General features: G+C 37.2%; 37 protein-coding genes. 1 reads left to right on the top strand and 36 read right to left on the bottom strand.

The annotated features are described in order from the left end of the window. Positions 1–120: 120 nt before the first annotated feature. The 32 genes from BR77_RS12575 to BR77_RS12435 all read right to left on the bottom strand — a co-directional run bounded on the left by BR77_RS12575 (position 121) and on the right by BR77_RS12435 (position 23,439). The gene (locus tag BR77_RS12575; RefSeq protein ID WP_015077653.1) at positions 121–318 is read right to left on the bottom strand and encodes a hypothetical protein; all 198 of its coding nucleotides are present in this window, start codon (positions 316–318) and stop codon (positions 121–123) included. Between the two features lie 332 nt (positions 319–650). Next, positions 651–1,700, bottom strand: coding sequence for a peptidoglycan recognition protein family protein (locus tag BR77_RS18345; RefSeq protein WP_051926734.1), 1,050 nt, complete (start codon positions 1,698–1,700; stop codon positions 651–653). 54 nt (positions 1,701–1,754) lie between these two features. Further along, positions 1,755–2,006, bottom strand: coding sequence for a phage holin (locus BR77_RS12565; RefSeq protein ID WP_035065249.1), 252 nt, complete (start codon positions 2,004–2,006; stop codon positions 1,755–1,757). Further along, on the bottom strand, positions 1,993–2,304 hold the full coding sequence (locus BR77_RS12560) for a hypothetical protein (protein ID WP_201784003.1): 312 nt from the start codon (positions 2,302–2,304) through the stop codon (positions 1,993–1,995). Before BR77_RS12560 ends, BR77_RS12565 begins: the two co-directional genes overlap by 14 nt. A 36-nt stretch (positions 2,305–2,340) precedes the next feature. After that, entirely contained in the window at positions 2,341–2,499 is a 159-nt protein-coding gene (locus tag BR77_RS18760) for an XkdX family protein (RefSeq protein ID WP_080732555.1), read from the bottom strand. A 1-nt stretch (position 2,500) separates the two neighbouring features. Further along, complete coding sequence (locus BR77_RS18340; RefSeq protein ID WP_051926732.1) at positions 2,501–2,854, bottom strand: hypothetical protein; 354 nt, start codon at positions 2,852–2,854, stop codon at positions 2,501–2,503. A 21-nt stretch (positions 2,855–2,875) separates the two neighbouring features. Then, complete coding sequence (locus tag BR77_RS12550; protein WP_035065247.1) at positions 2,876–3,532, bottom strand: hypothetical protein; 657 nt, start codon at positions 3,530–3,532, stop codon at positions 2,876–2,878. Positions 3,533–3,535: 3 nt separating this feature from the next. Continuing rightward, complete coding sequence (locus BR77_RS12545; protein WP_035065244.1) at positions 3,536–4,030, bottom strand: hypothetical protein; 495 nt, start codon at positions 4,028–4,030, stop codon at positions 3,536–3,538. A gap of 10 nt (positions 4,031–4,040) precedes the next feature. Then, positions 4,041–4,427 (bottom strand): collagen-like triple helix repeat-containing protein, encoded by a 387-nt coding sequence (locus BR77_RS19665; RefSeq protein WP_035065241.1) that lies wholly within the window; start codon positions 4,425–4,427, stop codon positions 4,041–4,043. Then, complete coding sequence (locus BR77_RS12535; protein ID WP_035065239.1) at positions 4,420–5,592, bottom strand: prophage endopeptidase tail family protein; 1,173 nt, start codon at positions 5,590–5,592, stop codon at positions 4,420–4,422. Before BR77_RS12535 ends, BR77_RS19665 begins: the two co-directional genes overlap by 8 nt. A gap of 9 nt (positions 5,593–5,601) precedes the next feature. After that, entirely contained in the window at positions 5,602–6,423 is an 822-nt protein-coding gene (locus BR77_RS12530; protein WP_035065237.1) for a phage tail domain-containing protein, read from the bottom strand. Positions 6,424–6,426: 3 nt separating this feature from the next. Continuing rightward, positions 6,427–12,348 (bottom strand): phage tail tape measure protein, encoded by a 5,922-nt coding sequence (locus tag BR77_RS18335; protein ID WP_051926730.1) that lies wholly within the window; start codon positions 12,346–12,348, stop codon positions 6,427–6,429. A 55-nt stretch (positions 12,349–12,403) separates the two neighbouring features. Further along, the gene (locus tag BR77_RS19140; RefSeq protein ID WP_185751414.1) at positions 12,404–12,550 is read right to left on the bottom strand and encodes a hypothetical protein; all 147 of its coding nucleotides are present in this window, start codon (positions 12,548–12,550) and stop codon (positions 12,404–12,406) included. Between the two features lie 44 nt (positions 12,551–12,594). After that, positions 12,595–12,924, bottom strand: a complete 330-nt coding sequence (gpG, locus tag BR77_RS12520) for a phage tail assembly chaperone G (protein ID WP_035065234.1) — start codon at positions 12,922–12,924, stop codon at positions 12,595–12,597. A gap of 107 nt (positions 12,925–13,031) precedes the next feature. Next, on the bottom strand, positions 13,032–13,622 hold the full coding sequence (locus tag BR77_RS12515) for a major tail protein (RefSeq protein WP_035065232.1): 591 nt from the start codon (positions 13,620–13,622) through the stop codon (positions 13,032–13,034). Between the two features lie 57 nt (positions 13,623–13,679). Next, positions 13,680–14,069, bottom strand: coding sequence for a hypothetical protein (locus BR77_RS12510; RefSeq protein ID WP_035065230.1), 390 nt, complete (start codon positions 14,067–14,069; stop codon positions 13,680–13,682). After that, entirely contained in the window at positions 14,066–14,500 is a 435-nt protein-coding gene (locus BR77_RS12505) for an HK97-gp10 family putative phage morphogenesis protein (protein WP_035065228.1), read from the bottom strand. The genes BR77_RS12510 and BR77_RS12505 overlap by 4 nt, the downstream gene beginning before the upstream one ends. After that, the gene (locus BR77_RS12500) at positions 14,500–14,850 is read right to left on the bottom strand and encodes a phage head completion protein (protein ID WP_035065226.1); all 351 of its coding nucleotides are present in this window, start codon (positions 14,848–14,850) and stop codon (positions 14,500–14,502) included. The genes BR77_RS12505 and BR77_RS12500 overlap by 1 nt, the downstream gene beginning before the upstream one ends. Beyond that, positions 14,837–15,136: a head-tail connector protein gene (locus tag BR77_RS12495; protein ID WP_035066171.1), complete on the bottom strand. Its 300-nt coding sequence runs from the start codon at positions 15,134–15,136 to the stop codon at positions 14,837–14,839. The genes BR77_RS12500 and BR77_RS12495 overlap by 14 nt, the downstream gene beginning before the upstream one ends. 11 nt (positions 15,137–15,147) lie before the next feature. Further along, the gene (locus BR77_RS12490) at positions 15,148–15,396 is read right to left on the bottom strand and encodes a hypothetical protein (protein ID WP_051926727.1); all 249 of its coding nucleotides are present in this window, start codon (positions 15,394–15,396) and stop codon (positions 15,148–15,150) included. 102 nt (positions 15,397–15,498) lie between these two features. Then, the gene (locus BR77_RS12485; RefSeq protein WP_051926726.1) at positions 15,499–16,716 is read right to left on the bottom strand and encodes a phage major capsid protein; all 1,218 of its coding nucleotides are present in this window, start codon (positions 16,714–16,716) and stop codon (positions 15,499–15,501) included. Between the two features lie 44 nt (positions 16,717–16,760). Next, positions 16,761–17,312, bottom strand: a complete 552-nt coding sequence (locus tag BR77_RS12480; RefSeq protein ID WP_035065224.1) for an HK97 family phage prohead protease — start codon at positions 17,310–17,312, stop codon at positions 16,761–16,763. After that, positions 17,309–18,511 (bottom strand): phage portal protein, encoded by a 1,203-nt coding sequence (locus BR77_RS12475; RefSeq protein WP_035065222.1) that lies wholly within the window; start codon positions 18,509–18,511, stop codon positions 17,309–17,311. Before BR77_RS12475 ends, BR77_RS12480 begins: the two co-directional genes overlap by 4 nt. Further along, the gene (locus BR77_RS12470; protein WP_035065220.1) at positions 18,511–18,696 is read right to left on the bottom strand and encodes a hypothetical protein; all 186 of its coding nucleotides are present in this window, start codon (positions 18,694–18,696) and stop codon (positions 18,511–18,513) included. The genes BR77_RS12475 and BR77_RS12470 overlap by 1 nt, the downstream gene beginning before the upstream one ends. Before the next feature lie 12 nt (positions 18,697–18,708). Then, positions 18,709–20,475, bottom strand: a complete 1,767-nt coding sequence (locus BR77_RS12465) for a terminase large subunit (protein WP_201784004.1) — start codon at positions 20,473–20,475, stop codon at positions 18,709–18,711. After that, complete coding sequence (locus BR77_RS12460) at positions 20,462–20,929, bottom strand: phage terminase small subunit P27 family (protein ID WP_035065218.1); 468 nt, start codon at positions 20,927–20,929, stop codon at positions 20,462–20,464. The genes BR77_RS12465 and BR77_RS12460 overlap by 14 nt, the downstream gene beginning before the upstream one ends. Before the next feature lie 268 nt (positions 20,930–21,197). Further along, on the bottom strand, positions 21,198–21,560 hold the full coding sequence (locus BR77_RS12455; RefSeq protein WP_035065217.1) for an HNH endonuclease: 363 nt from the start codon (positions 21,558–21,560) through the stop codon (positions 21,198–21,200). Beyond that, on the bottom strand, positions 21,535–22,071 hold the full coding sequence (locus BR77_RS12450) for a hypothetical protein (protein WP_035065215.1): 537 nt from the start codon (positions 22,069–22,071) through the stop codon (positions 21,535–21,537). Before BR77_RS12450 ends, BR77_RS12455 begins: the two co-directional genes overlap by 26 nt. After that, positions 22,062–22,373, bottom strand: coding sequence for a hypothetical protein (locus BR77_RS12445; RefSeq protein ID WP_035065213.1), 312 nt, complete (start codon positions 22,371–22,373; stop codon positions 22,062–22,064). Before BR77_RS12445 ends, BR77_RS12450 begins: the two co-directional genes overlap by 10 nt. Positions 22,374–22,377: 4 nt before the next feature. Then, positions 22,378–22,653, bottom strand: a complete 276-nt coding sequence (locus BR77_RS12440; protein ID WP_035065211.1) for a hypothetical protein — start codon at positions 22,651–22,653, stop codon at positions 22,378–22,380. A gap of 12 nt (positions 22,654–22,665) precedes the next feature. Then, positions 22,666–22,791, bottom strand: a complete 126-nt coding sequence (locus tag BR77_RS19535; protein WP_257613304.1) for a hypothetical protein — start codon at positions 22,789–22,791, stop codon at positions 22,666–22,668. 240 nt (positions 22,792–23,031) lie between these two features. Further along, complete coding sequence (locus BR77_RS12435) at positions 23,032–23,439, bottom strand: ArpU family phage packaging/lysis transcriptional regulator (RefSeq protein WP_236700891.1); 408 nt, start codon at positions 23,437–23,439, stop codon at positions 23,032–23,034. Between the two features lie 270 nt (positions 23,440–23,709). On the opposite strand from BR77_RS12435, the gene BR77_RS18755 reads away from it, so the two are divergent. Continuing rightward, positions 23,710–24,851, top strand: a protein-coding gene (locus BR77_RS18755) for an IS3 family transposase (protein ID WP_233463432.1) whose coding sequence is annotated in 2 segments (ribosomal slippage) — positions 23,710–23,956 and positions 23,956–24,851 — 1,143 coding nt in all. Because the reading frame shifts where the segments join, the coding sequence is not laid out codon by codon here. A gap of 19 nt (positions 24,852–24,870) precedes the next feature. On the opposite strand, the gene BR77_RS12420 is transcribed toward BR77_RS18755, so the two are convergent. The 4 genes from BR77_RS12420 to BR77_RS12405 are packed head-to-tail and all read right to left on the bottom strand — an operon-like array spanning position 24,871 to position 26,172. Continuing rightward, positions 24,871–25,158 (bottom strand): hypothetical protein, encoded by a 288-nt coding sequence (locus tag BR77_RS12420; RefSeq protein ID WP_035065207.1) that lies wholly within the window; start codon positions 25,156–25,158, stop codon positions 24,871–24,873. A 14-nt stretch (positions 25,159–25,172) separates the two neighbouring features. Next, positions 25,173–25,715 (bottom strand): hypothetical protein, encoded by a 543-nt coding sequence (locus BR77_RS12415; protein ID WP_155520270.1) that lies wholly within the window; start codon positions 25,713–25,715, stop codon positions 25,173–25,175. Continuing rightward, positions 25,664–25,999, bottom strand: coding sequence for a hypothetical protein (locus BR77_RS12410; protein WP_035065204.1), 336 nt, complete (start codon positions 25,997–25,999; stop codon positions 25,664–25,666). The genes BR77_RS12415 and BR77_RS12410 overlap by 52 nt, the downstream gene beginning before the upstream one ends. Beyond that, positions 25,987–26,172, bottom strand: a complete 186-nt coding sequence (locus tag BR77_RS12405; protein ID WP_035065202.1) for a hypothetical protein — start codon at positions 26,170–26,172, stop codon at positions 25,987–25,989. Before BR77_RS12405 ends, BR77_RS12410 begins: the two co-directional genes overlap by 13 nt. Positions 26,173–26,180: the final 8 nt, after the last annotated feature.

The following is a 26,180-nucleotide window of genomic DNA, read 5'->3' as shown; positions in this document are numbered from 1 at the left end:
GGGGGTTTGGTGTATACAATGAATTTTTCTTATCTCAATCTTACCATGGTTAGCAATACTTTTCAAGTCAGTAACATCTTTAGAATTCTCTATCTACTGACTTCTTTATTTTCACTTTATTTAAAGTAATTCATTTGCATCTGTCAATTCAAACGTTGCTTCTGTATTCTCATTGATAAACATAAAAGCTGCCGGTTCATTTTTCAATTCAATCACAATCATAAAATTATCAGGATTGACCATATTAAAAGTAAATTTAGTTGTTTCTTTTTGACGTTGTAAAAATTCAATGATTTCATTAGCTGTCATTTGATTCATGGAAATCCCACCTTTCAATTAATAAAACGCTTCCTTTTATGCTCTTTAATATAGCATACTTTTCACTAAAAATCATAGTTTTTTGTTTGTTTCGTTACGAACAAATACATATAACGACAAATAAAGTTCTAGATTAATCCTAATCTAAAACTTTACTTAACTCAGCAGTATTAAATACTTACCTACGCTCACCATAAATCGATAAGGTTGAATTATAGCTATATATCAGTATTTTTACACATAAAAATATATTGTTCCCACAAAATACCCACATAAATTCGGACAGGACTTTTTTACTTATGTATGCCCACTAGATTATTAGTGGGATTTTTTTATTTAACTAACTGTATATTATCTCGATCGGTATAACCAACCGTCTTTCCGTTTTTCACTAATCGATAAGGCGCTTTTTTACCTCCATCTAGATACTGTGCGACCCAGTAGGTTTGGTATCCAGTAGATTCGTTAGGAGCTTCATCAACACTCTTAGATAGTTTGTTAACAAATACGTTAGAGCCATCTTTAATCACATTAGCTGGAAGTTTATTTACACGTTGAATGTAATCACGAGTTGTATATGCTACCACTTTTCCATCACGGGTCAATTCATAAGGTGATAATGCACCTTCGATGTAATTACTTACCCAGAATGCACTATTTGGGCTCCTTGAGCTGGTTAATGAAGGAACAGTCGCATATACGTTTGTTCCTACTCCGATACCCCCAGCAATAACAATAACTTCCACTTTTGGTTTTATTGGAGCAGTTGGCGTTGCTGCATTTTCTTCTGAAATACCTGTCCGCAAGTCATTAGCTAATTGCTCTTTTGTGATTCCAAACCGAGCTAAATATCCGTACGGGTCTGTGTGATCTCCCCAAATGTTCTGAGTTACCCAAAAATGCGACTTAATACCACTTGTATACATATTTCCAGAGTCTAAGGTTAAAGGAATTCCATACTTCAATGCGTAGTCACGAGCTAAATTAACATAAGCTGCATAGTCTTGCTTAAATTGTTCTGGATTAAAAGTACGAGCTAACTCGATTTGAACTGGTGAATTATCATTCGCATAAGACCCAGCACCCCAAGACACATAACCGTCCTCACCAACTTTATACACTTTCCCACCGTCACCAACAATAAATTGAGTATAGGCTTGGTTTGTTGACCAAGCTCGTTTCATATAAATCGCATTATTTATAGCGCTTGATTCAGTCCCCACTTCGTGTAAAATAACGAACTTATTTGCAGCTCTTCGGTTATCCCCTTCATTCAGTGTCAACTGATACGTAGTATCAATTACGTACGCATTAGCCACCGAAGGAAACAGCAATACTAAAACCATTGTCACACTAAATAATACTTTGTTCATCTTTTTCATTTTACACTCTCCATTTCTTTTTTAAATAAAAAAATAGCCCTCATTTTAAAAGGGCTACTTTTCTAGTGTTCGATTGCTATCTGAAATACCTGGTACGGTTGGATCATTTACAACCCCTAAAATTGTTAACAATAAAAATAAGGACTCCACAAACTTAGCCGCTTCGACTCCAATCACATCTGCAGCTAGATTGTACCCAAACCATTTAAAAACAATTTGGATCACTAACAACATTGCCGGAATCATTGACAACCAGAACGCCTTCGACTTAAACCGTACTTTCCAATTAATCTTATTCGATTTCACCACCCCCTTTCAGTATCTTCAACTCATCAATACGTTTATGAGCTTGTTTCGTGGATTCTTCAACCTTGACAAGTCGATGTGAGTTTTCTTTCAATTCATCTTTTACACTCTTCATTTCCGACTTAATTTCTGTCACACCTGTTCCGATATTTTCAAGTTTTACAAGCAACGTTGTTAATAACGTTGCTTCCTCACGATCTTCATTTTTCTGCGAACGTCTTAAATTTGATAATCCGAAATAAATAGCCGCACATACTGAAACGACTGAAATCAAAACAGTTAACTCAATTGACAACATTTTCTCACCTACCTTATAAAAAAAATAAAAAAACTACTAAATAGCAGTTTCAATTTCTTTCTCTTCTTTTGCTTTTAAAATCTTTTTATACTCAGCTTCCGTAATTTGGTTCAATTTCACTAAACGCTGCAGCTGGTCATCGGTACAAAAATTTTTCATGTAGCGATCAAACCATTTTTCATAGTTCTTACTCATTTTATTCACCTTCACTTTCCATTAGCTGAATTTCTAAATCTGTAACTTGTTGCCCTAGTTGTTCAATTAGCACCTCTTTTTCCAAATCTTTAATTTCCAAATCTGACACTGTTTGAACTAACTTTTCAAATTCTGTCAGCTCAGCAACGGACTCGGCCATCTCTTCATCCGTAGCAGTTTCCGTCCACTTATCTGATCTAAAATTAAATCTTGGTTTCCAATTTGGCTCTGGTGGCGGAATTAAAGTAAATGGTTCCTCAACAATCGGTTGATTTCCTCCTTCACAAGGTAACCATTTAGATTTATTCATGTCCCAACTTCCATCTGGATTAATATAAAAAGCTTCTTGCTTCATTTAAACTCCTCCTATTTTAATTTAATCTTTAGTCAAATAACTAATTCCGTCTAATGAAAAATATTGGGATGAGGTGTTGCTGAGATAACAATAGATTATTCCATCGACATCAATCACGATTTTCGCAAACAAATCGGTTTGTTTTCCCGCGATAGGAACCTCAAAAAATTGCTGTTGCTGAGGGAAATAAGCTGCTGGCACACTCGCAATTTGAATTTGATTCTGAGATACAACTGGCAAACGCAAACGCCCACTGAAAGAAATAAGTCGCCCTATTTTTTGATAACTCACTCTAAATTGTTGATGTCCTGCAGCACCATTACCTAAAGCCGGATAAATGAGTTCCGTATCTTTTGCATTTGCAGAATTCACCCATGAACCCCATACTCCATTGACCAACACTCTTGATAATGTGCTCCCGATAATAGCTAATTGCCCATTTTTTGAATCTGTAAAACTTGCTAAAATGTATCCTGTTGTCGGGATTCCAACAGGCAGATTTGTCGTTGCTGCGGAGTATTGATAGTACCCACTTACTGTAATTGCTTGTGTATTTGTCATTAATACGGCTTTTTGTGCCATAGCATTGATAACTGACTGTTGATGTGCGACCGGGTAAAATGGCGCTAGTGTCCCATCTGCTTTTTTTGCATTCATTTGAAAAATATCTACTGCCATAGTTTAAACACTCCCTACTTTAATTAATATAAACGGATCATCCGACCCTTCTTGACCTAAATTCCCAATGATAATGCTATTATCCAATTCATCAATGTTCCCAATTGGTTTTAAATAAAGATCTCCGGTATTCATTTCTGAAATATCCGGAATAGCTGAACCTGTAAAAATTCTTGATTTAGCAGCCGCAACTTTCTGGTCAGCATTTAATCGGTCCCCTAACAAATCATAAATTTTCCCATAAATATCTGTCCTAGCAAGTCGCACTTCAACACTACTATCTTCTCCCCCTCCTTCAATAACAATCTGAGAAATTAGACCTAACAACTCATTTCTTAAATTGTTCAATTCTTTTTTTAATGTGTCATCATCAAGTTGCTCCTGTACATTGCCTAATAAATAATCAATCTTTTTCCAATTGTCATTGGTTGCATTTCTTAAATCTCTGCCTTGTAAAAGCTGTTCCCAAAGCTCTAAATAAATATTTTGCGTTTGCATATCCTTCCTCCTATTCCACTGACCCTATTTTAGTTAGAAATATTGGATCACCTCCCACTGTAGGCCCAGGATCTCCTTTTTCACCTTTCACTCCCTGTATACCTTGTATTCCTTGTAAACCGCGAGCACCTGTTTCACCTTTTACACCTTGGATTCCTTGCAATCCTTGCTCTCCTCTATCTCCTTTTTCGCCTTTCTCTCCCTTATCCCCTTTTTCTCCTTTTTCACCATTTATGACTCCTAGTCGCGTTTTTATATCTTGAATTTCTGCATCACTAAAATGAAGACCGTCTGGATAGATTACAATTGATTCAGCTATTCCATCGGCACTTCGTATAATGCCTTTGCTCGTTTGAATTACATATCCACCCGGCAAAATGGTTTCTCGTTCATTCATAGTAATCTTTCACATCCTGTTCACTCCACTTACTTTTCAGTCCGCTTTCTAAAAATTCAATTGCCTGGTTTGATTTGTTGACGTCCATCGAGGCTTTTTTTATTGTCTCCGGTATATTGTCACTAACAAACTTGTACGAGTTATTTAAAATAAATGAACTATTAGCGCTCGCCTTTTCCATTGCGAGTTGAATCCGCAACATGTCTTTTTTACTATTGCTTAAAATGACCTCTTGAAATTGACTGCTACTATAGGAATAGCTGCGTATTCCACTCACCACAACATCATCTAAAAAGTTCATTTTTTTATGATTTAATATCCAGACTTCCCCAGGCTTAACGGGTTCTTTCCCTTTGTATTGAACTGACAACGTAACAGCTGGTTGATCTTGTAAACTCGCTTTTGCTTTTTCCTTCATAGCAGCTGCATCTGTAAACCGTTCATCACTTACAGCTGGACCTGGCTTTTCTCCCCATCGTTCAATACTTGCCTCTGAACGATAAATAAACGGTGCGAAATAATCGCTACCGTCTTCTTTTTTCTTGCCAAAACATTTCGTAATGTTGTAAATATCCGTACTTGTTGACGTGAGCTGAATATCGTCCGTATTGTAGTAATAAACAAATTCGTGATCTGTCATAATTTTCCACAATTCTTCATCGATTAACCGAATGTGTTTATTATTCATTTCAACAACACAATTAAATTTCTCGATACACATATCCACGCATTCTTTCCCACTGCCATTTCCTAAATTATCCACCTCAACTTTTGGAAATTCTCCAATGACTTCCCAGGAATACCCCTTTGCATTTCCATCAAAATAAAAATGTAAAATGTCTTGAATACTGTATGTTTTCACTCCCTCTTTAACGTCATACTGATACACATACTTACAATCATAATAGATGTGCATTGCAGTAATGGCTTTAACGGACTTGCTTCCATTTGTTTTAGGATTACAATTTTTAATAAGGTATTCTTGATCGTTAAAAATGATACTTTCATCATCACTTAATAGAAAATAGCCGAATTTATTCCATTCTGTTTCCACAATTGAAAAGCTAATTTGATTCACTTCATTTTTTTGCCATTCATATTGGAAATCTTGAAAGTCTATCAGAATTTCTTCATGCTCCTTGGTTTTTACAATCAATGGTTTCATATCATCCACCTAAAAATAAAGGAATGAAAAATCAAATGTGATCGTAAGATTCGAGCATCTAGTGACTTCAATTTCATTCCACCCTTTCGCTAAGGTTATAACGCCATGATTCGTGTTACGTCCGCAAGGTTTATCGTTTAAGAAACGAGAAACTTTGGTTAATAACAACACATCGGATTTAGATAAATTTTGATTGTATTCAAAATAATCATTTGTTGTTTTATTTGTAATTGCCGGATTCCCTTCACAAGTCAGAACTATATCTAACTCATGGTGTTGAAAAGGACTAATTACAGTATCACTAGGGTTGTAAATTAGAAAGCGGTTCGTTGAATGCGTGTAAGTGAGATCATCTGCAGTCAACAAGTTCATTCCAAATTGCCAGGCTTCTTCTTTAAAAAGTTTCGGGTTCGTGGACGTTAACAACGACTCCCTAAACCCTTTAAACAGATCAAACTCAATTGTAAATTTCATATCCATCAGATTTAATCTTGAAAATTCAAAAGGCTTTGGACGTACAAACATTTTCATACCTGGATTGATTGAATCAACAATGTAATAAGGTTCTTTATCAAAAAAAGCACGCCAAACTTCATGGCATGCTAATTCGTAATCGAAACCGTCCATCGTTTCAAAGTAATAATTTGCTGTAACGGTTCGGGGTCCATATCGCGCCCCATTATCTTGATCACCGTCTACTCCTTGAAAAACTTCATATTCTGCTATCAGATTAGGCGCTGAAATCACACAATCCAAAAAATGAAGACCAGATAATTCTGTTTGGTCTGTTTCACGTCCATGTTTCAAGATTTTTAATGTTCTGTCTTTCATGGATTACCCTCCTATCTGATATTTTAAATTTCCGTATTCTGTAGCACTTTCTTGATTTAATAATCGCAACAAGTCTGAAATAGTTCCGCTTTGTTCCGGATTTTTAGAAAGCAACTGAATAATCATTTGTAAATAAGAGTTTTGCTGCTGACTTAACAAGTTCTGTTTCTGCAGCTCTTCAATTATTCCGGATTGATCATGTTCAACAATAACTTGTGAGCCTGTTTCAAAACCAACCACTCGGCTAGCAGTCGCTAATATCCGCATCGCCCTGGTGCGTTTAATTGGATCAAGCGGGACAATCGCTTCTGGTCTATTTCCCTCTGCAATTTGTGCGATTTGGTGCTGTGATACAATACCACCATTCGCATATCCATGACCATGACCGATAACGCCCAACATTTCAGCAGGACCATAGCGATTTTTAGCATAATTCATCGCGGCCAACATATTATCAAAGCCGTTAAAAATATCGCCATGCCCTGGGTGCTTGTACGCATTAAACGTGGCTGAAATTGTTTGTAGCAATCCTTTTGCCAAATCTCCGCTTAATGTGTTCACATCGGTATAACCACCTTGGACCGCTTTCTCATTTCCGCCCGACTCTGATTGGATTTGACTTAACCAGGCATTTGTATAAGCTGGTGTCACTGGTAAACCGTTTAAGGCTAATGATTTCATCACTAACGGCTGCCAACGCTGTGCCCCTAAACCTGCCGGAGCTACTGAAAAGCTAGAAAATAAATTTTTAATCCAGTCGCTTTGCTTATCCGCGTATATTTTAGCGCCCCCACCAATATTCTTCCCAGCGGGTCCTGCAAAACTGGATTCATCAAAAGAATTGCTAATAATCTTATTCCATAACTCTAAAGGCTTACTAATAAAATTGAAAATTCCTTCAATTTTCCCGCCAAACCAATCAAGGATATTCGCGCCAGTCCCTTTCTCAAACTTTGGAATATTGACAAACCCTTTCATCATTCCAAGCATTTGTTTTGTCTGACCCCCATTAAAGACTTGTGCCCCAGCTGGTAAATGCGTAAGCGTATCTTTATTTGGGGATAAAGCCATTTTTCCATCCGGATAGGAGATTAACTCATGTTCCCCACCGTCTCCAACAATCGCAGCCGTTGATTGGCGTAAAGCTCCTTGCGTTCCCATTTTAAACTTAGGAATTCCAATAAACGGCAGCTTAGCAGTCCCACCTAAATTCTCCGTTAAGGAGTTACTAGCTGATACAACATTATTAAACTGAGCGCCAACTCCTTGTACAATCTGATTCGCATTTTTCTGAGGTTCATTCACGTAATCGGTTAACCCTTGTGCTAAATTGTTAACCGCAACTTGTCCTTTTACGCGGGAGGTATCAGCCATGTCAAATTGTGTTTGAACTGTTTGAAAGACATCAGTCGCTTTCTGCTTCGGTTGCGGTGTATAATCCACAATACCTTGCGCCAGGTTATTAACAGCAATTTTTCCTTTTTCATAGGATATTGGGCCCATTTCTAACTCTTTTTGAACACCTTGGAAAACATCACTCGCTTTGTGAGTAGTATATGATTTTGCTTGTTCCATACCATTCCCAAATTGATCAATGGTAAATTTCCCATTCGCATTTAAATCAAGTTTTGATTGATCATCCATGAATTGGCGGTATCCTGTCATAAATTCATCAACGGATATCTTACCAGTTCGATACCCTTCTACCAGGGTAGACATACTCATTTTTCCTTTATCGCCGAGATCAATCGTAGCGGAATCTTTTACTAATTTAGAAATTTGATCCAGCTTTTCTTTTGTTCCAGGCACACCCAGCTCGAAACCAACCTTCAACGTTTCCATTGAATCTTGAGATAGGTTTGCCAAATCAGCACTAAAATAATTTTTAAGTTGGTCGGCATAGGTGGCTTTCAAATCGTCCGGGCTATACAAGCCAATTTCAAGCCCTTTTTTCAGTGTGACGATTTCCTCTTGTCCTAAATCGGTTAAATTCTTTTCGAATAAATTCGTGTATTGTTCTGCGTAACGATCCTTCAACGCTTGGGTATCGATTTTTCCGCTTTCTAGTCCTTTTTTCAGCGACTCCACTTCTAGCTCGCCAATCGCACTTAAATCATTGGGAAATAAATTAATCACACTAGCTCCGAATTTTTCAGCTAGTTCATCAAAGGTTAACGCTCCACTTAAAAGTCCTTGACGGAATGTCGCAATATTTTCTTCGCCAATTTTAGCAAGATCAACTTCGGTGATACTTTCTATTTTTGTTTTGAAATAAATTCTTGCCTCTGCCGCACCAACCTCACTGCCGCTTTTAAAATCATCAAAAAATTGTTGGGCAGTTTTTTGACCATACTTACCGAAATCAATCAGCTCTTCATTTGCTAAATCAAGTCCCCAACTTTTAGCTACCTCTGCCAGTTGCCCTTCATCTGCAGTCTTTAATCCTTCCACATAATCAGCATGAATTTTTTTAGCAACTGCAGACATTTGACTGCCTGTTTTTGTTAATTCCAGTTCAATTTTGTCTCGGTCTTCTTTCGCTCGTTTAGCTGCCTCACTCGGTAACAATCCAATCGTTTCATAGATTTCTCTTTGTGATTTCTCAAAACCATTTAGATTTTTAACGGTAGCATTAGATAGCTCTTTCGTATTTTTTAGATACTCGTCATTGTGCTTTTTAGTAGCTTTTATCCAGGCACTTTCTGAGTCATAGATTTTTTTCGTATGATCATCAAACCATTTATACCCCAAACCTTGAATGTTCATTTTAGCCTCTTCGGCCGTTTGCATTGTTTCAATGTTAAATTTACCAGTGTTCTCAATTTTCTTAGAAAGAGCCATGTCGGTTTGAGCGTATGCAGCGTTCGCTTTGGCTTGCTGTTTGTTTCGTTGAACGTTTAACGCATTTAGTAAGCCGTCATAATCTTCTCGGCTCTTTATCGCACCAGAATCATACGCTTTAGTTAAAGCAGCAGAACCTTTTTTGTAATCCTCTTCTGCTGCTTTTAATGCTTTATCTCGCATTTTTTTCGAGCTAGTTTGTTCTTTTTCATAATTCTTTTCGGATAGCGTATCTTTCCGTTCATTCCAGGCATTTAAAAGCCGCTCTTGATCTTTATACGAATCGGCAAAAACTCCTGTATTTTCATCCACATAAGCTTTTAAGTTATCAAATTCTTGTTTTTGTGCGGCATTTAGATTTTGCAAATTACCGCCGACCTCTTGTAACAACTCGTTAATTCTATTTTTTGCTTTTTCAATCTGGTTGACATCATCATCAAAACTAGAGGTCGCTTCATTCATTATTTTAGCTAGCCACTCATCACCAGCAACCCCAACATCAAGCTGAATCTCGTTTAAAGCGCCGACCGTTTCTTCTCGTGTTTTCGTAATTGCTTTGACAACTTCTTCTGCCATACCCGAATAATTTTTTACAATCTGCTCGGATATTTTCTTTCCATTTTCATCTGTAGCAGTTTCTAATAAGGTCAGTTGCGTTTTGGCTTCATCGCGCATTGTAACAAAACTATCGGCGGCTTTAGCTGTCGCATCCGATACGTTCGCACCAAACTGTTCCACCTTTTTAGCTGTTTCATCTTGTTCTTTCTTGAATTCTCGGTACTTTTTAACTCCTACATAAACAGCTGCACCAAGTGCCACAGTACCAGCAACAACCCCAGCAATTGGCAATAACATTGCGCCCATGCTAGCAGTCGCACCTACTGCACCTGCACCCATGCTTCCTAATCCTGTTGTCGCACCAGCTACTCCATTCGTCAAACTCAAAGCGGAAGCTGTTGACAATCCAGCACTCCGACTAAATAACCCTAAAAAGGTAACAACTCCGCCACCGCTCCTAGTAACTAGTTTCAGCCCTAATGCTAATTTACTAACGCCTAAAATGACTGGTCCAATCCCCATCGCAACTAAACCAGTGCTGACAATCAGTTTTTTTGTTCCATCATCTAATGAGTTAAAACCTTTTAATAATCCAGTCAAGCTTTTAACGAAATCGCGAATAGAAGGCAATAACAAATTCCCCATTTGGATTCCAAACTCAACTAATGTATTTTTCATTAAATTGATTTTACTCTCCGTTGTGTTATATCGTGTTTCTGCTTCTTTGGTTAACGCATTATTTTCATCCCAAGCTTTGTTTGATCTGGCTACTGCACCGGTAAAGAGTTCATTCGCATTCCCAGCACGTAGTAACGCATCACGTAAACGAATCTCGCGGATTCCCATTTCGTCTAGCAGTTCAATTGCCGAGGTCCCTTTTTCTTCTGCAGTTCCTAATCCGTTCACAAAACTACCAATTGCACCAACTGCATCTTTTTCAAAAGCTTGCTTAAATTGTTCCGCTGTCATGCCTGCAATTGCACCAAAGTTTTCTAAATCTTTTCCGGCTTTCATGACGTTTTTCATTTCTGTTGTTGTTACGCCTAAATCAATTGCTAGCGCCTTAAAGCTCTCGCCATCATGATTGGCTAATAGTTCCAGTTCTCTTCGTGTCATACCTGTTTGAGCTTCTAGCTCTCTCATAGGCTCTAATCCAAGCTTACTTGCCACTTTCATGTTTACCATGACTTTCGAGATAGCCGAGCCACCCATTTCAGCCTCTATCCCTACACTGGCTAAACTTGCGCCAAGCCCCATAATATCAGCTTGCGACATGCCTATTTGCGCCCCTGCACCAGATAGCCTTGTACCCATCGCAACAATATTCGACTCGGTAGCAGCGTAGTTGTTCCCCAGGTCAACAATAGATGAACCCAAACGATCAAAATCTTTTTGGTTCATTTGTGTAACGTTGGCAAACTTCGCTAGTTGCATGGCCGCCTCTTCGGATGCCAAGTTTGTGGCTTGCCCCATATCGACCATTGATCTGGTAAAGCCTAAAATATTTGGCGTTTCAATCCCTAACTGACCAGCTGCTTCTGCAACTGCACTGATTTCTGTTGTACTTGCTGGGATTTCAAGCGCCATGTTCCGAATCCCTTTCGAAATCCCTTCAAGCTCTTCCGTTGTTCCTTCTACTGTTTTCTTTACACCAGTGAAAGCGGACTCAAACCCGATACTTGCTTTTGCAGCTGCCGCAAATCCTCCGGCAATCGGCAAACTAACTTTCGTTGTTAAGCTTTTTCCAACTGCCGCGCTTTTTTCGGCGAATTCATCCAGCCTAGCTTCTACACTTTGAATGTTGTCTTTAAAATCTGCTGTTGCTGCAGACATATTGCCGTAATTCTTACTTAAATCTTTAACCGACTCACCAAGTTTTGCGTGTTTACTGACTGCTTCGTCAATCACAACCATTTGGGCTTTTGTTTCGCTACTATCTCGCCCTTTTGCTGCAATCAAATCTGTTAACTTGGCTTTCTCGTCAGTAATCACCTTCGCTTGCAATTGTTGCTGTTGCTTTAGACCCGCTAATTCTGTAACATTTGCTTTATAGGCTTTCCCTTGCGCTTTTAACGTTTGAACTTGTGCATTTGTGCTGCGTTCAGACAATTCAATTTCTTTTTTTAACTCTTGTGTGCCACGTTTATACTCATTAAGTTTGACCTCGGCTTCTTTCAATTCTTTTCCATAAGCCGATTGACGTCTCACAAGGTTATTAATTTGATTGGCATATTTTTGAGCTTCTTTTGAATTTTCTCCATAGGTCGTGGAAGCCTCTCTGTGTTTTTTCTGCAGTACAGAAAGTTCAGCTTCTTGCGCCTTCATTACTTTATTTAAGCCTTGTATTTTTGATTCTGTTTTTCCATACTGATCCCCAGCATTTCCAAGAACGGCTAAATTGGCTTTCATTTCACTTGTTGCCATCTTGGTAACTCGCTTAACCTCGTCAAGCGTTTTTGCCATTTGCGTGCCTTCCATTGATAAGCCAATTACCAAATTGCCTAGCGGTTTGCCATTCATCACCATGTCTTTTTCTCCTTTCCCTTATCAAATAAAAAAAGAGCTAGCAGTGTGCTAACTCTTATATACTGTTGAAAAAAGCTTCCATTTCCGCTTTTCGATTCTTTTCTTTCTCTTTTTCGCGGCGATTTATCAATGATAAAAAGTGAGAAATATCCATATTATCAATGTCAGTCAACGTCCATTTTTCCATTAACACTTCGTACATTGAATCAATTTGATCTATGGCTTTCTCAACCGTAAAACTTTCATCTATTCCTTTTTTTCTTCTTCCTCACTTGGTGCTCCCATAATTTCCGCAGCCATAGTATTGAATGTTTCCCAAAATTTTGCAGACGGTAAACCTAATAAAATATTTTCTGTTGTCACTTCTGGATTTTCAAAAATTTCAACCATGACATCGATTGCTTCATCAATACTTTCAATCGAGTTCCCTAAAACAACCTTTTCTCCTTCTTCTTTTCCAGAGGGATTCATTTTCTTTACATATTCCAAATAGGTTCGCATGTCTCGTGTTGTCGCAAACTTCTTCGTGATTGTTTTCGCTTCGCCTTCTTGCTGATCCAATACAATTTTTAACATTCTTTTCCGACCTCCAATTTTTCAGTAGAATTGCCCCGATTCCCTAATCCCAAGCCAAAGATATACTCTTATCATCTTTGGCTGTCGTTCTTAGGTTTTGGGGCGCATTAGGGCGTAGTAGGTGCTTCATATCCGATAAAAATTTCTTTTTCAAACTCTGCATACTCAAATTCTGAATCGTCTCCCCCACGACCTTTTGCATAAACCAACCCGTCTTGACGAGAAATAAATTCACCATTTAATGAATCTGTTACCGGGTCTTTTCCTTTTTGTTCCCCCGTTTTTAGCTCTTCACTATCACGAGAAAACTTCCCTTTTGCTAAAGCAATATGAATAGGGTCACCGTTCAAACCTTCTGACTCTAAAATAACCGCGCAATAAGGCGCTTTAGTCTTATCTGTAATTTTCATTACACCTTTTTCAATTGTTGCTCCAAGAATAGCTGCAGCATTTACCTCACCTAAATCCGCAATTCCTAAATCTAGTTTTGTATCTCCTGACCCCGAACTTGAAACATAAAATGCTGTATCACTTGCAAATAACTTGGTCGCTTCTGGTGCTAATCCGGCAATTTTCGCTTCAATTGCCCCACCGTCTTTCTTGTCAATTGTGATCACTTTGATAATTTTTTCAGCTTGCCCGCTTTCTTCTTTCGCGTAAATACCAATTTTTATGCTGCTAAATCCTAAAGTTGCCATTTTTTACTTCACTCCATTTCTAATTTTTTGTATAAAAAAAGCACCTGGTAAAAAGCGCTAATCAATTGTGATTATTTTGGTTGTCTGATAAACACGAGCCAACATCATGAATTCGGTCATATCTGGATCTTGACCAATCGGATAGTTCCTGGCCATTATCCAACCGTTCTCCAACATGACTTTATCTAATCGCTGTTGTACAGCAATTAGCATGCTTGTTTCTGGTGACCAGGCACTTATTTGAACTGCCCAGGTCATAGAACACGGAATATTACTAGCAAACGAGCTAGGAACCTCACCAACTTCATTCAATCGTACAATTGGTGATTTCTCGACTTTTTTATCATCTTCCGGAATAAAAAAAGAGAAAATCATTTTTTCATTTACCAAAGCTAAAAGCGGTTCATCATTCATTAAAATGGAATACACCTCATCAGTTGGAATCATAATCCTAGCTCCTTTTTAAATACTTCGGCCATAATCGAAATGACTTCTTCTTTTATTTCTAATTCTGTGCGTTGCATAAAATGCTGACCCGATTGATTTATTGTTCCAGTCTCAACAAAGTGCGCCCGCCAATACGTGTCCTCGCCATAACCGATTTTAATTTCGCCCATTGAAGAAACACCACTAACCTGGACGTCATCTTTTAAGTGAGGGAACTTTTTATTAGTCCCACTCGCTTTTTCAAATTGACGTTGCGCTTTCCACTTACGATCACTTTTTCGGTCCGCATTATATGCCGTCTTTTCTGCTAACTTTCTTCCAGCATACTCAGCCGACTTTTTTAACCCTTTATTTCTAGCCGATTTCGATTGTGCAGCAAGTAGTTTCAAATTTTGATCAAGCTCTTTTTCTCCCTTAATTTCAATGCCCATTACGTCACCTTCTTAGCTACGATTACCATAAACTCATCGTTTTCTTCATCTGGATTTATTTTGATAATTTCGTATTTTTTTGGTGTTTCGTTTTTTCTTCGCTGATAAAGGATAAACCACTCGTTTTTAATTTCTTTCTTTTGTTTTTCACGAATGATAAAAGTCTTGCTATCTTCAAATTTTGTCCCTATTTCTGCCTTTACGTCTTTAATAAATGATTGTTTGATACCACACCAGCACGCTAGTTCTTCGGTTAAATTTAGCTCTGGTTTTCCATGTGGATCTTTAATTGTTTCAGCTGAATAAAATTTAATTCGTTTATTCAATTTATCAACGCTAGTGATCGACATACCAAAGCCCCCTAATTTTTTGTACTAACGTGGCATAGCTATGAGAAATCTTTGACATGTTTTGACTTGAAACAACTCCCCGGTTGTCATACCAGTGTTTAGTGAGAATAAGAGCCGCATAGTTAAACTGCTTGATTTCACGCATTTCGACAATATCAGCTTCTCTATCAACCGAGTCAATGATTTCTTGCTCCGCTAATTCATATTGTTCCTGCAGCAAGTCATCATCAAAGTCATGATCTACCTTTGCATAGTTCTTAATTCGATCCAGGTCTTTTTCTTCCATTTTTCCCAAGGTTATTCACCTGCTTTTGCTTTATCTTTTGCCAATTTAACTACTGGTTCTTCGGGTTCTGGTTCTACCGCTGCAATTTCCGTTTTTTCAGTTAACTTAGTCGTTTTGTCACTTTCTAAGCCATTTTCAACTGCCGTAACTTGAAAATCATAGGCGGTATCACTGGTTAACCCTGAATCTGTATATGCTTTTTTTGTTAATCCTGTAGCAACTTTTTCACCATTTCGATAGACATTATACTTAATAGCCAATTTCAGCCCTCCTTTCTTTAAATAAAAACCCCTATTCCCTAATCCCAAGCCAAAGATATGCTTGTCGCATCTTTGGCTGTCGTTCTTAGGTTTTGGGGCGCATTAGGGTGTAGTTTTAACTTGAATTTGGATAATCGCTTCTTTATCAATTGATTTGTAATCATTTCTAACAACTGTCGCAAGACCTTGTGTGTAAGAATCGAATTTAGTCCATGACACTTCCACTTTTTTACGATCAAATAATCCAACGCCTTCTTTAAAGTCTCCTAAGAACATTGGAAAACCTGCAGCATCACTGGCTAACAATTTATTAGAAATAACAGCTACGTCCACACCTAAAAACATTTTTCCAGTTTTAGAAGAAATAGAGTCCTGTAGTAAATAGCGACCATCTTCATCTTTTTGTAAATCCATCCAGTTATAGCCATCTTGATTAGTTAAGAAAGACATATTTAAATCCGGATCTAAGTCTTTATTTTTTACTGTTTTAACATCATCAACTGAGGTTGCTGGTTTTTTCGTAAAATCAGCTTTTAACACTTTAAGAATGTTCATGTTGTTTGTATTTTTTACAATTTTCCGCATTTGTTCTTTAACTTCACCAACAACATTGATTCCAGCATCATCAATCGTTTCTTCTGACAAGGCAATTTGTCCTGCTCTGGTATCAACTTTGTAAGGAACGCTGAAAAACATGTCAACATCGACATTTTCCATTTCTGCGAGTTCTTCTTTAGTTTTTAATGTCGCATCTGTTGAGCGTTTAGCAATTAGCATTGTTCCTGATTGACGACCAACCTTTTTCACTGTGATCATTGACGTTAGATCAACACCAGTTTCTTTCAATCGGTAAATATCCATGCTGATATCTTCCGGAATAATAATCGATTGATTTTCTGTAGTTAAACCATCACGTACTTTTCCGCTTGATCGTAAATATTCTTCAAAGTTTTTAACTTCTTCGTTTTCTGTTTTAATAATTTTTTTCTTTTTTTTCATACTTCTTTCATCTCCTTTTTTCTTTTTCAAAGGCGGAATATCTTCCCCCTCATCTTCGTCCTCCACTTCCTCTTCTTCGTCCAGCTCTTCGTCCAAATCTAGTTCTTCATCCAGATTTTCTAAACTTTCCAAATCTGAAATTTCTTGATCAGTTGCAGTCATTTTTTCTTTAATTTCATCTGCTTCTTTTTTTAACTTTTTCGCTTCTTCTAGTTCACCAGTTCCGGCTCTTTCCTTCGTCTCCTTCACTTTCAAATTAAACGCATCACGTTGGCTTGCTCTTTTTGTCTTCAATTTTTCAATTTTTTCTTTCAAACTCATTTTTTCCACCCCTTCAATTTTGAGTAAAATAAAAAGCCCTAGCGTTAGCTGGACTCATATTCCATTAATTCGATTTCTAACAGCATCAGCTCTCGCTCATGCAATTTTTCTTTTGCTTTAGCCATATTACGCTCTTTAGCTTTAATAACTGTTTGATTGTATGCTGGAATTGCTAGCGCGCTAATTTCGTAAACTTCATCAATTTTCATGACTCTACGGACAATCACACCATTTTCATCTTTATAAACTTTCGCTTGGCTCTCATCTTCAAAAAATCCATAGCTCATTTTATTTAAGATTCCTTCTTTGATCAGTTTATAATTGTTTTCTCCATCCGTTGTGCCTATGATTGTCGCATTAAAATAGAGCCCTTTTTCATCAACTTTAAACGTCAAACTCCCGTTTTCAGTACTTGCTAATAAAACGCTTGTATCATGATCAACAATAAAGACAATTCTTGACAAGTCACAATCAACTAATGCGCTAGAATCAATAACTTCAACATAATTCCCAAAATTACGACTAGGAACATCAAATACAATCGCATAGCCTTCAACGGTCATCGCTTTGGTTTTAACCGCTTCGACTTGACTCACTTTTCATCCCCCCTTTCAATTTGTGCGTTTTTATTCCGCCTCATTTCATATTCGTCAATTTTTTCTAGTGACGTAAAATTAAGGTTCGCTAAAACACGCTCGCCTCTACCATCCGGTAATGGTGCATACCCTAATTCTCGACGAGCCTCGTCAATCGTAATAATCGTTTCTTTTAACTTTTCGACAACGTTTTTCGTTTCTTCTTCTGGGTCCATTTTTGAAAGACGTCTTGTGTCGTAACCGAATTCCCATTCGCCTATCTCCAATAATTTAGAATCAAATTCGGCGGTACTAGCAGCAAAATAATGATTTAGCGTGTTTTTCATATACAGCATATTAGCATCATTACTGCTTGTATTCGTCATTTCAATTCCCATCCGTTCTAAAGGAATCCCAAAAGCTTTTGCAATTTGTTTTGTGGAATAAATATTGTTGTTGATCAATTTTAAAACTTCCGTTGATACTTCCATTTTCTTGTATTCCATCGTTTCGTCTAATACGATTGTTCGTAGCGCATTTGCATCGCCAGCGTTCGCTTCTTCGAATTTTTCTCGAATAGCTCTTTTTCCGTCAGCATCTAATTCAGAATTAATTACTTTTAAAATACCGCTACTGTTAACACCATTTTTAAAGAATCCAAGTAAATTCTTGTTTCCTTTATTCTGCAAATCAATCTCAACCTGCAAACTCATTAACGGGCTTCGGCCAATAATTCCATCATACGAAAAGAATTTCAAATGGATCATATTCTCCTGGCTAACTTCACGCTCATTCCCAACCATGTAACTAACTATCGAATGATCATCTTCTTGAATGATACTGACCTCACTAGGCTTTAAAAGCTCAAAACCTGTTATTTTTCCAGTCTTATCAAAAAGAATTTCAGCATATCCATTGCCGGCTAGCAACGCATTTACAGCTAAAGCAAATTTCATATGCCAACCAGTTGTATTTTTATTGGGCTTTTTATTCAATAAATACGTGATATGGCTAGGTTTTTGAACAATTCCATTTTTTAGTAATACAATTGGATTACTCGCCATGTCCTGGGCTAATATTTTAACTGCAGTAAATACATCACTATTTTTTAAAGCAGAAATACTGGTGTAGTTCGTCCCCTCTGAAACACTCATTGATACAATTGAATCCAGAAATGGATCTTTACTAGAATTAACGACTTTTTTCGTAGAAAACAGCATTATGTTTCACCTCCTTGCCCTCTATCGATCATAAAGGCAACTAGTATCATAAATAATCCTGTCACTACTAGCCCGATTATTGGGTTAAACACATAAGCGCCGTAGCAAACGATTGCGCCTCCGATTAAAAATAACAACGTTGGCAACATGGCCAACAAAATCCGTTTCATCACATCAAATTTCACATTATCACCCCTTTAAAAAGAAAAGTTATCGGATTTGTAATACTCGGAATCACGATAAACACGACCAAATTCGTGGTATTGTGCACCTGTAAAGGCGTTAATACCTGCAGCAATCGGATCGATTTTGTTTCTATTTTTATTTTTGTTAATTTGCACCGCATCATTGGTTTCTACCACAATCGCATTATTAATCGCTGTATTTAATAGCGGATTATTTGAATGGTGAATTTGTTTTTCATCTGCATAAATTTGGAACTGTTTTGTAGCCGGACTTAATGTTTTCAGCCCTTGTCTAACTTCTATCAATGTGTATTTTTCTTCTAACTCAGTGATAAAACTTGGACTAGAATATTCATCGTAGTATATTCCAGCAACCTTGAAATTGTATTTCTCAACGAGTTCATCAATAAATTCAATGATTCGCTTGTAATCGACAATTCCCGAATCTTTTTTTGTGATTTCGCAAAATCCTTTTCTCTCTAAATCACGATAATCAATCATGTCCCGCTGTTCTTTTCCTTCGATACCGAATCCTTTTGTACCAATAAAAGATTTTGAATCCATGAAAAAATGTTTTTCTTGATCCAGGGGTACAAGCCAAGTCAGCGCACTTAAATCACGAGTTCGAGATAAATCGGCGCCGATATATACTTCTCTACCATGTAAATCTGGAATTTCTTTATCAAAACAGTCTTTCCACTCCGAACCGGATAAGAAAGATTTTTCACTTGCAGATTGCCACATGTTGAAATTTTTAACTAATGTTTTCATAATGCTATTTTTCTGCAAGGCTTCATCTAATTTCCGGTGTAGGTAGGTCATCATTTTTTTAGATAGTTTATCCACTTCAAGCAGTGGATTTGACTTAATCCAAGTCGAATCGTCTTCTATTTCTGACTCTTCTTCTTGTTCATAACAAAGAGCAAAATAATTTTCATTTACTAGCTCTTTTTCCGGATCCAACAAATCAGTGATATATGGATATTCAACCGAATACATGACACCATTCAATTTAAATCCAGCAGTAGAAATAATAATGATCAGTGGCTGATCTTGTTGCCCTTGACTGGACTCTAAAACTTCCATCATGTCATCTTCGTTTGCCGTATGGTATTCATCTAATATCCCTAGCAAAACGTTTAATGAATCGAGATTATCAGTATCGCGAGATAAGGCTTTTAAAATCGACTCGTTGTCTTCGATTAAGACCTCATTTTTTAAAATCTTTGTTAATTTCTTGATTTTCTTACTTTTCGACCGTACTTTTTTTAATTGGGCTACAACCATTTTATAGACGGTTCGTGCCTGGTCTTTTGAATTGGCAGTACAATAAATTTGGCGGTCATACTTAGGCGATTCACCATAGATTAATTCGTATAGTGCAAACCCAGCGACTAAAACCGATTTCCCATTTTTACGCGCCATCGAGATATACGCTTTCGTGAATCTTCTAAATCCTGTCTCTTTTGAACGCCATCCATATAAACTTCCACTAATGAATTTCTGAAATAGTGCCAAAGTGGTTGGTGCTCCCGTACTTAAATCTGGTAACTTTTCCATAAATCGGATAACATGATCTGCTTTTTCAACAACAAAAACATATCCAAAACTAGGATCTTCCTCTGACCTTTTCAAATCATTCAAATGTCGTTCACTTGCTTGAATCACTTTTTTACAAGCTTTAATTTCTCCGGTTACGATTTTTCTAGCGTAAATCGTAGTCCAATCAACAGGCTTTGGAATTTCGGATAATTTTGTTTTGTTTTTATAAATCTGCAAAAGGATCATCCTCGTCCGATTCGCCTTCCGGTCTTACAAGGCGCATTCTTGAATCTAAGGTCATCCCCATATTGCTAGAAATAGATTTCATTTGATTTGTGGCCACATTCAAAACATCGATAGCTGGATGTCGCTTCAATGTTTTTTGGTCCTTACTTCCAATTTCCGTTATGATCACCTGGTTGCTTAATTCTTTTTCAGCTTTTCGGTACACTTGATACCACGTACAATAAGTTTCCAACATTCCTTGGTCCAACATTGAAACGCCTAAAAGTTCTAAGCCAGGTAATAACCTCCGCCACTCCTTTTTGCCAAAATGACCAAGGTGAGAAGGTGGCTCTCCACGTATCGGCGGAAATTGTCCGAGCAATTCTTCGATTTCTTCTCGTTCTTCTAATTCTTCAACTGTCCGATTTCCTTCGATTGCACTGGAATGTTTTTTCTTCCGACCCATTTCTAGCTCACCCCCTCTTTTTTGTCATTTTTCGCTAAATTTTTTTCATTTATTTTTTTAGCTCTTTATTGTTAAAACAATCTTTCCGGGCCCAAATCGGGAAAAAACGCAAACCCGTTTTGGGAGTTTTACGTCAAGATTAGAGTACACCGTTGTTTGGAAAAACAAGCCCCTAGCCGTCAAAAAAGAGGTGGGGCTTACTCAAAAACACAACAAAAAACTAGGCTCAATCGTCACCTAAGAGCGCCTAGTTTAGTCGGCTGGTATTTTATCCTTTATGGTCTATAGCGTTGTGGCAAGCAAAGCAGACACTTTGTAAATTACTCATTTCTAGCCGTTTCGACCAATCCACCTTCGTTTCTATTAAATGATGAACCAATACAGCAGGAACAGGATTGTCCTCGTCTATCGCTAGACATATCTCGCATAACGGATCAACAGTGAGCTTATATTTACTAAGCTTTCTCCAAGCCTTAGAATTATAAAAAGCCACGTACTTTTTATCGGTCAAGTACCTGGCTTTGTTATATTCTTTATGATCAGCACCTTGATGCTCTTCACAATACTTTGTATCATATGGGATTAACTTCCTACAGCGAGCTTTGTTACATTGTTTTAATGGCTTTGCCAATTGGTTTCACCTCGTTCTCTTTATCAAAGAAAGGTTCGTTTGCTGCTTTCATATAAGCTCCTTTGTTGAATGGGCCAACTTCCATCGCTTTATTATCAAACGTTCTGATCAGCTTAATCAGATTATCAATCGTTGGCTGCAAACCCACGTTATCACCTGCGTCCTCTAATTCCTGCAGGTACTTCTGGATATAGCCGCAGAACATTCTTAATGCGATAGCATCTTTTAGCGCATCAGCCTGGTCTAAAATCAGCTGGTTACAATGCTCCAGGAGGTCTTTATATTCGTTTACTGATACCTTGCTAAAGTATACCGGAACGCTATCCATATCCGTTTTAATCTTCGTTACGTCGCACGTTTCATCGATAAGCAAACCTTTAACAGCATCTAATGCTTTCGTTCTATGAGAACGGAACAACGGATAGTCATACTTCTTACGCAGCATCTTTGCTGTTGCTTCGTTCAGGACTAAGATAGTAAATCCTTTTTGAATCGCTTCGGTTACATCCATGATTCTTCAACCTCCTTATTATCCTCACTGAACTTCCTTAATAGTTCAGCAACACGATCAGACGTTTCTCCGGTAGTAATCCCTATATCTACAACCACCTGTGAGAACTCACGAACTTGTTCTAACTGTTTATCGATTCTTTCTATATCTTCATTCAAGCGTTCCAGTTGAGTACTAACTCTCATGCTCTCCCAAATGTTTGAATAAACTACATAGCCTGTAGCTTCAGTTAATCTTTTTCTTTGTTGTATCAAGTGATCTCTGTGCCACAACAAAGATGAATAAATCATTTTTTCATCCACGATGTCATCCCTCCACCATTTCGTATGTCTGTTCAAATATATCCGGCTTACATGGATAGAACTCGCCTTGTATACCTTTAATAATATAATCGCCTTCACTTATTTTCATATCGCCTTCCAACGTCCGTATATAGTAAATCTTTTTGTCGGATGCATAGTGTTCTTGGTGTTCAATAAAATAAGTACCAGCAAATAGTTTTGCTTTATTTAATTCAATATCATTTTTTGTGGTGAATACGACTGCCTCAACCACTACTGGTTTCTTTCTGTACTTATTCATTATCCCGTCCTCCTATTTTTTACTGCTAATTTTCGCACCTGTAAAACATTTAACCGCATAGTCTATTGAGTCAAAAAACATTAGCGCAATAAAGAATGTTAAAAAAGGATGCTGCGACATAAATTCAAATACGTTCATGTTATCTCTCCTTAATAAATTTATGTAAAAATACTCGCAACCTCCGTGTAAAGGTTACGAGCCGTTAACAATCTTTTTTCCTCTACAATTCTCAGATGAATGAAGGACTTTGCCGAATCACTAATCTTTCGACAATACCATAATATCATTTAGGTACGTTACTAATCTTTTGCTTTTTGGTTGAATTTACATTGAATTTTAGTTGTAATTACATTGAATTGTCATTACATTTACGTTGCGTTAATATTCTTCGCATCCAATAGCCCAGGCAAAAGCTAGCAACCCCATAGCTTTATACTTATTATATGTTGAGGGAGTAATATCCAAATTCAACTGACATTCGCTATCATATTTTTCATACCCTCTAATATATTTTTCCATCAGAACTTCTCTCGCTGTTTCATTTGGTATAGATTCAACTGCTGCTTTAATGCGCTCCGTTTCTGTTTCCGCATATACCTTCGCCACAACTTTCTTTTCAATGAGCGGTGTAGTGTCAGCTGTACTTCCAGGTTGCGAATCATAGCTGACTGTCATTTTTTGATGGATCTCACGTCTGGCTACCATTCTTAATCTTCTATAATCTTCCAAAATCATCTGAGCCGCATCTTTAGTTTTTCTTGCGTTTATTCCTTCAAAATCAACCACTAAGATTCCTCCCTGTGTGTTATAATAGTTTTAGGCTTGCTGGGAGAAATCTCAGCTTTTTTTGTTTACTTATTTTTTATTCGCTCATTATATTTCTTTACTACATCCGCAATTAACTGCTTCAATCTTCACACCTCTTTTTAAAGTAAATTGGTAACACTCTTCTGATTACATCTTCTGCAACACTTTGGATATATACTAATAAAGTAGACAGTATTTTTAATGGTATACTGTTTATAAGTAGACACTAAAACGAAAGGAATGATTCAAATGTCCAATTACAAAAAATATGATGAAGAATTTAAGAAAAGCCTTGTTAATCTTTACCATGGAGGTAAAACACAAACTTCGTTGTGTAAAGACTATGGCGTTTCCTTTACAGCGTTATCCCGCTGGGTAAAACAATATTCTGAAGTTCAAATTGAAGATGGTTCTATCCTTACTGCTAAACAGATTAAAGACTTACAGAAGAAAAATGCTTTATTAGAAGAGGAAAACCTCATCTTAAAAAAAGCGATTGCCATCTTCACGCCACACTCAAACAACGATTAGATGCGGTTCATTTATTACGTTTTGATCATTCTATTGTGCGCCTTTGTAGAGTCTTAAACGTAAATAGAAGTACCTATTATAAACACTTTGACCCAACTCCTGCTCCTAGAACTGTTGAAAATCAACAGCTTCGACAAACCATTTTTTCTATCTATATGGATTCTAAAAAACGATTAGGTGCTGCGAAAATAAAAGTTGTTCTTGAGCGTGATTTTGGAATTTTCATTAGTGTTGGGCGAGTGTACCGATTAATGAAATCAATGGATTTGCCAAAAATGTCTACAGCTAAGCCGAAATTTTTATATGCGAAACCAAAGGTTTCTTTAGCTTACTCAAATCACTTAAACCAACAATTCAATCCGACTGAACCGAATCGAGTTTGGACGAGCGATATTTCTTACATTCCTGTTAATAAAGGGTTTGTTTATCTCTGTGTCATTTTAGATTTATTTTCCAGGAAAATTATAGGATGGCGCGTTCGTCCAACTATGGAAGCTTCTTTAGTCCTTGAGACACTTGAAACAGCTGTGAATCAAAGAAATCCCAAAGAGCCTGTTCTATTCCATACAGATCGTGGAAGCCAATACTGTGCGACTAGTGTTCGTCAATTTTTAGACACACATAACCTCGTTCCATCTTATTCCAAAGCAGCTTACCCATGGGATAATGCCGTAAACGAGTCTTTTTTTAAATATATGAAAAAAGAAGAACTGAACCGCAGAACATTTAGAACAATCCAAGAAGTTGAACAATCTTCATTTGAATATATAGAGGGTTTTTACAATTCAAAACGCCCCCATTCAGCAAACAATATGATGACCCCGAATGAAAAAGAAAAAATCTATTTTGGGTCTATCTAAATTGTATCTATTTTTGTGTCTACTTTATTGACATCTGTCCACTTTCAATCCCTTTACGAGGAAATTCTCTTTCATGTAAAATCCAATTAATTCTGTACCATTCCTCACTCTCATAGTCATACATTTCGAATCTGAATCTACAACCTCCAAAAAAATCATCCTGCGGTTCTTTTATAATCCGAAATAAGTTTCGTACATTAACTTTATCGATTGGCGATACTAACATATCAACCATCTTAAAAACCGCACTATTAAAAATTAATTCATACATATCCGGCGTTACTTCAACCCTTTTAAATTTATTCATTTAGTTCACCTCAGTTATTGGCATTTAAGCAAAAATTTAATCGCCGCTTTCTGGTTCTTATTTCTAATACGCTTATTCTTTGTAGTTACTACAATTTTAAGTTTGGTCAGCGCTTCTTTTTCAAACAAACCAGACTCAGCAATATTTTTTTCAAGGTGGAATTTTCGTTCTATTTCTCTCTGTAACATTTCATCTTTAACCGCCATCCTTTCCTCTATCTCTTTGATATGCCTACATTGAGCTACGTTGTCTTGCCTTTCAATTTTAATCAGCTTTTTCAACTCTAAATTGCGGGCTCCTAATTCAGATATCAAAGCAAAATCTAATTTGCTAATCGTTTCTCGATTCCTAACCTTATCTTTTTCTATCTCAATATCTGCTTTATAGATTTTTTCCATTCTTTCAATCTCTGATAATAAACCCGACTCGACTTCTTTCTTTTCTGCTAAAACTCTGTATAGCACACTCGCAATAAACAACACTACAACAACCAATATGAATATAATCATTTTCTCAGCTCCTTTAATTCTTTTTCTAATGCTTCCGCTTTCTCCCACTGCTCTACGCCCCAGCGTGATCTTTGTTGGGAATCATTTATTGCATCAAGATGATTGTATGAACCGTTCTCAGAACCTATCACCTCATATACTGCAACAATAGCTTCTTGCTCGACAACTTCACCATCACACAATTTTTGATTCTCACTAAAGAAATCTTGACCTGTCATCACAACTGCAGTAGTAGGATTGCTTGCTTCTGCATATTCACGTTTAAATCTGATATGATTCTTCTTTCCGTTTTCCGGCTCTGTGTATACTTCTGTAATTACTACAAATTCCATTTGTCGTTACCTCCCTCAATTTTAGCCATTTCTACATGGATTTTAGTCATTTCAACATAAAATGTTTTCTGGTGCTTCTTTTTATTCGTTACGGTATAACCTCGTCTTTCGTTACTGGTAATAAAAGAGTGCATCTGCGCTTTTGACTTACCTTGCCATTTAATTTGATTCATCCTATTGC

It is taken from the genome of Carnobacterium maltaromaticum DSM 20342 (genome assembly GCF_000744945.1).
Taxonomy (GTDB): domain Bacteria; phylum Bacillota; class Bacilli; order Lactobacillales; family Carnobacteriaceae; genus Carnobacterium; species Carnobacterium maltaromaticum.
The sequence above is the reverse complement of the archived record's forward strand: the minus strand, read 5'-3'. Positions and strand labels throughout refer to the sequence as shown.